9 protein-coding genes are annotated in these 7,187 nt (G+C 44.5%); all 9 read right to left on the reverse strand.

From position 1 onward, the window contains the following. Position 1: 1 nt before the first annotated feature. Positions 2-1,972 (reverse strand): heme lyase CcmF/NrfE family subunit, encoded by a 1,971-nt coding sequence (locus tag ACED28_RS17030; RefSeq protein WP_371710326.1) that lies wholly within the window; start codon positions 1,970-1,972, stop codon positions 2-4. Then, positions 1,969-2,451: a cytochrome c maturation protein CcmE gene (ccmE, locus tag ACED28_RS17035; RefSeq protein WP_009848524.1), complete on the reverse strand. Its 483-nt coding sequence runs from the start codon at positions 2,449-2,451 to the stop codon at positions 1,969-1,971. Before ccmE ends, ACED28_RS17030 begins: the two co-directional genes overlap by 4 nt. Next, on the reverse strand, positions 2,448-2,654 hold the full coding sequence (gene ccmD / locus ACED28_RS17040; RefSeq protein WP_009848525.1) for a heme exporter protein CcmD: 207 nt from the start codon (positions 2,652-2,654) through the stop codon (positions 2,448-2,450). Before ccmD ends, ccmE begins: the two co-directional genes overlap by 4 nt. Positions 2,655-2,668: 14 nt before the next feature. Continuing rightward, positions 2,669-3,409 (reverse strand): heme ABC transporter permease, encoded by a 741-nt coding sequence (locus ACED28_RS17045; RefSeq protein ID WP_009848526.1) that lies wholly within the window; start codon positions 3,407-3,409, stop codon positions 2,669-2,671. Between the two features lie 174 nt (positions 3,410-3,583). Next, positions 3,584-4,252 (reverse strand): heme exporter protein CcmB, encoded by a 669-nt coding sequence (gene ccmB, locus ACED28_RS17050; RefSeq protein WP_009848527.1) that lies wholly within the window; start codon positions 4,250-4,252, stop codon positions 3,584-3,586. A gap of 1 nt (position 4,253) precedes the next feature. Continuing rightward, positions 4,254-4,871 carry a cytochrome c biogenesis heme-transporting ATPase CcmA gene (gene ccmA / locus ACED28_RS17055; RefSeq protein WP_012603450.1) on the reverse strand — a complete coding sequence of 206 codons (618 nt, stop codon included), beginning with the start codon at positions 4,869-4,871 and terminating at the stop codon, positions 4,254-4,256. A 278-nt stretch (positions 4,872-5,149) separates the two neighbouring features. Further along, entirely contained in the window at positions 5,150-5,662 is a 513-nt protein-coding gene (locus tag ACED28_RS17060; RefSeq protein WP_009848529.1) for a DUF2802 domain-containing protein, read from the reverse strand. Continuing rightward, positions 5,662-6,156, reverse strand: a complete 495-nt coding sequence (locus ACED28_RS17065; RefSeq protein ID WP_009848530.1) for a chemotaxis protein CheW — start codon at positions 6,154-6,156, stop codon at positions 5,662-5,664. Before ACED28_RS17065 ends, ACED28_RS17060 begins: the two co-directional genes overlap by 1 nt. 70 nt (positions 6,157-6,226) lie before the next feature. Next, the coding region (locus tag ACED28_RS17070; RefSeq protein WP_371703119.1) for a chemotaxis protein CheW at positions 6,227-7,187 on the reverse strand (961 nt) is incomplete at its 5' end.

Genomic DNA, 7,187 nt, shown 5'->3' on the forward strand with positions numbered 1-7,187 from the left:
ATTAAGCCTCCTGCTCTTTAGTAGACTTTTTCGTTGGCTTACGGAAGCGGTAACGACGGTCACTGATAGCAATAACACCACCAATCGACATAATCAGAGAACCAGCCCAGATCCAACGTACAAATGGTTTGTAGTAGATACGCACAGCCCAAGATTTATTGTCGTCTAAACGCTCACCCATTGCGATGTAAAGGTCGCGTGTTACGCCACGATCAATCGCCGCTTCTGTCATCATCGACTTAGCGGTTGTGTAGAAACGTTTTTCAGCGTGAAGCGTGTTGATGTATTTGCCTTCTTTGGTAATTTCAAAGTCAGCAATGTAACCATCGTAGTTAGGGCCATCTTTGTCACGAACTCCTGTAAACAGGAAGCTGTACTCTTCAAGTTGGTAGCTTTCACCTGGTGCTAAGCGCACGTCACGTTCGATGCTGTAGTTTTGCACCATCGCAATACCAATCACTGTCACGGCCAAACCAATGTGACCACACATCATCGCCCAGTGGCTACGAGGTAGCTTAGTCAGGCCTTTCAGGAATGTATGACGGTGTGTCGCACGTTCATGAAGCTCAAAGCCATGCATGAAGATAATCCAGAATGCCATTACCCAACCGGCAAAAGCGGTACCGCTGAAACGGTCAGCCAAAATCGTAACCATTAGCGCACTTAAGCCCAGTGAGAATACACCTGAGATCAGCATAGGTTTAACGAGCTTAGATAGGTTGTCACGTTTCCAACGGATCAGTGGACCGATACCTAATAGGAACGAGAACGGGATCATTAACCAGAAGAACAACATATCAAAGAATGGTGCACCGATAGATACCGAGCCCAAGCCTAACTGTTTATGAACTAATGGCAGCAAGGTACCAACTAACACAACCACAAGTGCAGCAATCAATAGGATGTTGTTGCCGAGTAGCGCGTTTTCACGAGAAACCAAATCGAAGTTACCACGTACACGAACCGATGCGCCTTTAACAGCAAACAACAACAGTGAACCACCGATAACGAACACTAAGAAACCTAGAATAAACATACCACGGGCAGGATCCGACGCGAATGCGTGAACCGATACCAAGATGCCCGAACGAACTAAGAATGTACCTAGTAAGCTTAGTGAGAATGCAGAGATAGCCAGCAAGACTGTCCAAGCTTTAAATGTGCCACGCTTTTCGGTTACCGCTAGTGAGTGCATTAGAGCAGTACCAGCTAACCAAGGCATGAATGAAGCGTTTTCTACTGGATCCCAGAACCACCAGCCCCCCCAGCCAAGTTCGTAGTAAGCCCACCATGAACCAAGTGCGATACCTACTGTTAGGAATAACCAAGCAGCGATTGTCCAAGGACGAGACCAACGAGCCCATGCCGTATCTAAACGACCGCTCATTAGAGAAGCGATTGCAAAAGAGAACGCTACCGAGAAACCGACATAACCCATGTAAAGCATTGGCGGGTGAATAATCAAACCCGGATCTTGCAGTAGTGGGTTCAAGTCACGGCCATCAACAGGGAAGAAAGGCAATGTACGTAAAAACGGGTTAGACGTTACGATAATGAACAGCAAGAAGCCGACAGTAATTAAACCCATAATCGCCAGTACGCGAGCCACAGACTCTTGAGGCATACCACGACTAAACGTTGCAACTGCTACCGTCCAACCCGCTTGGATTAGAACCCAAAGCAGTAGTGAGCCTTCATGAGCCCCCCAAACCGCGGTAATTCGGTAGTACCAAGGTAGTTGGCTATTCGAGTTACTTGCTACGTATTGAATCGTAAAATCATTTGTGTAGAACGCGTAACACAAGATAAAGAACGAAATCACTAGGAATCCGAACATACCCCACGACAGCGGTCGTGCACTGTTCATCAATAATGTGTTATTTCGAGCGGCTCCATACAGTGGGAGCACGCTTAGCAGCAGTGCAAGTCCCAAAGACAGGATCATCGCAAAATGGCCGATCTCGGCTATCATTGAGCATTTCCTTCTTTTTGTTCAGTCGTGTATTGCAAAGGCTCATGAGTTTTCTTCATTGCTTCAGCAACTTCAGAAGGCATATATTCTTCATCGTGCTTTGCCAACACCTCAAACGCTTCAATTGTCGTTGCATCCTTAAGGACACCTTGAGCAACAATACCTTGGCCTTCACGGAAAAGATCAGGAAGGATGCCATCATATAGAATCGTCACTTTAGGGCCTACATCAGCCAAATCGAAGCTTACACGCAATGATTCATTGTCACGGCTTACAGAGCCGACTACAACCATGCCACCAATACGTAAGCGTTGACCCACTTCAGGTTTTTTACCATCTTTGCCGTTGACGAGCTCAGTTGGCGTGTAGAACAGATCCATGTTCTGGTTAAGTGCATAAACCATCAATCCAACAGTTGCACTGATACCAAAAAAGATCGCTAAGATAATGCCTAGCCTCTTTTTGCGTCTTGGGTTCATAGAGTGTTCTCCATATTTTTTGCTGCATCAATACGAGCTTGACGGTCAATCTTAGCTTGTACTTCATTTAATAATTGCTTACCACGACGAACGCTTACGACCAGTAAAATGATCATCGCGAGGAATGTGATTCCAAATGCACTCCATACATATGAGGCGTAGCCACCCATGGCAAAGAAATCACTCAGAGATTCAAAATACATAATTACCTACCCTACTACGCTTTATTAGCCGCTAGCTTGCGAACCCATGGACGGTGACTCTCTTTACTGATGATTTCGTTTCTAAAACGAACCATAGTCACAGCACCAAAGAAAAAGGCAAAACCGAAGATGTTAAGAAGAAGCGGCCATAGCATGTCACTTGAAATAGAAGGCTTATCAAACTTAGTAATTGTTGCGCCTTGGTGGAGTGTGTTCCACCACTCTACTGAAAAGTGAATGATAGGTAGGTTGATGACACCAACGATGGCCAAAATACCGGCTGCTTTTGCTGCGGTTTTTTGGTCGTCAAACGCATGGTGCAGTGCAATAACACCTAAATATAGGAATAGAAGAATCAGCTCTGAGGTTAAACGTGCATCCCAAACCCACCAAGCACCCCACATTGGTTTACCCCAAACAGCGCCAGTTAGTAACGCAATAAAGGTAAATACAGCACCGATAGGCGCCATAGCCAACGCAGCCATGTCTGACAGCCTTACCTGCCATACCAAACCGATAAAGGCGGCAATTGCCATCGACATGTATACACCCATAGACCAAATTGCAGACGGAACATGGATATAGATAATTCGGAAGCTATCGCCTTGCTGGTAATCAGAAGGGGCAAATGCAAGCCCCCATACAGTACCGGCGGATAGACACAATAGCGCTAGGATCGAAAACCATGGCAGAAGTTTACCAGCAAGCTGATAAGAGGTTTCTGCTTTGGCGTAGGGATGGAGCCATTTCCACATGTTGTAATCTCACTCTTACTTCATATTGCTTACAGCTATCACAGCTATAATTATTATAATTTATTTGGCTTACAGCTTCTTTCAGTGACTCTAGGAGTTTGAAGGCTTTAAATAGTTCACTTTGAACATGCAAAGTGCTAGTGAGTGCGTAGTTAATCTTAACCAGGTAATTAACTAGTTAACACTCACTCTCAGTGCTGCACTGATGGCAAATGGGGTGAGCGTCATCGCGCCCATTAACATTGCCCCTAACACCGCTAATTGTCCGTTATACGCAACGCCTAACGCTGCGGCATCAATCGCTGATGTAGCAAATATAAGAATTGGGATATACAACGGCAAAATAAGCAGACTTAACAGCACACCACCTTTTTGTAACCCAACCGTTAAAGCCACACCAATCGCACCAATAAAGCTTAATGCAGGCGTACCGACCGATAACGTTAAGACTACCGATAACCAAGTATCGAAATCCAAGGACAGCAGTACCGCCAACAACGGACTGATCAATATTAATGGTAACCCTGTCAATAACCAGTGCGCTATGACCTTGGACAAGACTACCAACTGCAACGGGATGGGCATCAACATCATCTGCTCAAGCGCGCCATCTTGAAAATCATCACGAAACAAACGCTCTAAAGAGAGCAATGCAGAAAGCAAAGCCGCTACCCAAACAATACCTGCAGCAATACGTGCAAGTAGGTTTGGCTCAGGGCCGATACTCAATGGGAAAAGGGTGATGACAATAATAAAAAACCACAGAGGGTTAAAGATATCGGCTTGGCGACGAAATGCGATCAATAGCTCACGTCGGATGATCGTTGTCATTGAAGAGATCATATTACTCACCCAACTTTATTTTTCTTAGTTTCGGGCTATCAGCAAACATATCTTGGTGTGTGGTTAATAACACAATGCCACCGTTATCTGCATGCTGAGAAAAAAGAGACTCCAAAACCTTAACACCCTGCTTGTCTATTGCAGTCAGCGGTTCGTCTAGAATCCATAACATTTGCTTACTTAACCACAGACGAGCCAATGCTACACGGCGCTGTTGACCCGCCGAAAGTTGACCTGCAGGCACATCTTCTCGTCCAGCAAGGCCGACTTGAGCCAATGCATTGTAAAGTTCTTCCTTACTCGTTCCACTGCTGTGAATCGATTGATAGAAGCTCAGGTTTTCATAGGCACTAAGCTCGCGTTTTACGCCAGTTTGGTGACCAAGAAAAAGCAAATTTTGGTGATACACATCTCGACTCGTTTCAATGGACTCACCATCCCAAGAGATAGTGCCTTCATCACGATCACCTAAGCCGGTGATAATCCTAAGGAGTGTCGTTTTCCCAGTACCGTTACGACCTTCAACTTGAACCAGCTCACCGGGTTTCAATTGAAAAGACAACGATTCAAACAGAACCCTGTCGTCACGAATAGCAGTTAAATTTGAGACTTCTAGCATAGGTAAATTTAGTCGAGTAATGAGAGGGCTATAGTAGCACACCAATAAGGTGACAAAACAGGACTAGGCGTTTTCGAAAGGACAAACTCCGTAAGAAACTGTTACCACCGCATCACAATTTACACATTTTCATCAACAAACAATATATTGCATTAGATACAAATACTTATAAACATCGTTCTATATAGGTATAACAGGCACAAAAAAAGAAGCCGAAGCTTCTTTTAAGAGGTGTACGTGATGAACATCAATTGCTCATTACGCAGTAAGCGCTAAATTTAACGACGTCGAGTCGGGTCTCTACGATCACGAGAGGATGCAGGTTGTTCATCATACGATGAAGGGTTACTTCTTAACGAAGGGATTTTTTCCTTACCTGCGAGCTTATTCTGCAGAGACATCATCAGCTCAGCTTCTGCCTTAGGTAATTCACACTCTTCGATCAGTTCGTTTATCCCAGCACCAAGCTGAACCATTTTAGTTGCACGTGTATACAAACGCCCATCGGTGTCCGCATGTTCCAACTCAACAATACGTTCATTCAAGTGTTTTATCAGATCTTGCTGTTCCGTCACTTTCTGACCAAGGCCTACCACAACAGAGCGAACTTCAAGTAATTGCTTACTCGATTTTTGAAGCTCTTTGTCCAAGTTACGAACTTGCAGGCGTGACGTATCGATCTGCTTTTGAATTGCACTTTTTACTTTGCTAATCAAAATCACGATGAATAACGTAAAAACCCCAACTCCGACTATCAGAGCAATAGGGTTTAAAGGAAGCGCTTCAAACATTACAGGTGAGCCATCTCATCCCATTCGTCTTCACTTAACAGCTTGTTCAGATCAACTAAGATAAGAAGCTTGCCATCACGGTTACTAACACCTTGGATGAACTTAGCACTTTCATCAGTACCAACACTTGGTGTCGTGTCGATCTCAGAAGAACGCAGGTAAACAACTTCAGCAACACTATCTACTAAAATGCCAATAACTTGACGCTCAGACTCAATAACGATAATGCGTGTGTTATCTGTGATTTCACCTTGCATCAAACCAAAACGAGAACGAGTGTCAATAACAGTAACAACGTTACCACGCAGGTTGATAATACCTAAAACGTAGTCTGGAGCACCCGGTACTGGAGCAATCTCGCTGTAACGCAATACTTCACGTACTTGCATTACATTGATGCCGTAAGTTTCTTCTTCTAGTTGAAATGTCACCCATTGAAGTACTTCATCATTTGTTTGATCTTTTCTTACTTCAACTTCACTCATATGAGACATAGATAATCCTCTTGCCGTCGTTACCGACCACTGTTGTTAACTTGATGCTTATATTGTACCAATCGTAGTACTAGCCCAATGCTTTTACGTCTAGCCCTGCATTTAGCATGGCGGTTAATGCTTCAACATGGATCAAAGCACACATTTTTTCTTTTACCATACCAGCGAGCCATGGCCGTTTCCCTGCCGTTTCTCGCCAGCGTACTTTATCTGTATTAAGCAGCTCGGTACCTTTAAGCTCTGTGCTCGCAAGCCCCCACAAGCTTTCGCCAAGCATGACTATATATTGATAATTTTCTTTATAATCATCACATAATAGCTTTTCAGGCATCACCCATTTGGCGGTATCAACCACGTCTAGCTTACTATCTCGATTAGTTTGCAACCCCAAATACCAAGCTGGCTTACCAATAATATGACTTAACTCTTCAAGGCGATGAATACCCCCGAGCTCATCAAGTGGCACAGCAAACGTCACACCGTTCACATCAAAATACAGCACTTGAAAATCTTCAGTTCTAGCCGTCGTTTCCCATGATGTAAACTGACCGGCTCCACCAGCTTGAGTTTCAAGTTCGGTAAATGGCTCAATTTGAGGAGATTCAAGATCGGGTTCAGTAGCCTTAACTTCTACTTGCTCTGTCTCCAGCGATTCAGCTTGTAACTCTTCAATTTGCTGCGATTCAACAGGTGGATCTACAGCAATTGATAAATCAGGTTCTGGAAGATCCCAATCTTGAATTTCAGGATCTACAGACACTTGAACAGACTCTACTGCAGCGTCAAACATTTGCATGTCTGCCTGCTGAGCAATTTGCTGTGTGTTCCGATCCATCAACTCATCTAGATTCAGCTCATCGACAACATTAGTCGCTTCTAAACGACTCAGAAGTTTCTGAACATCCTCAAGATTCGGCACTTCAAATTCTGCAGCGCGTATTTCGGCGTAGCTTGAATAATGACTAGTCGTTAATTGTGGCTCTGGCTCTGGCTCTGGCTCTGGCTCTGGCTCTGGCTCTGGCTCTGGCTCT

It is taken from the genome of Vibrio sp. 1F253 (genome assembly GCF_041439295.1).
Lineage (GTDB): Bacteria > Pseudomonadota > Gammaproteobacteria > Enterobacterales > Vibrionaceae > Vibrio > Vibrio tasmaniensis_A.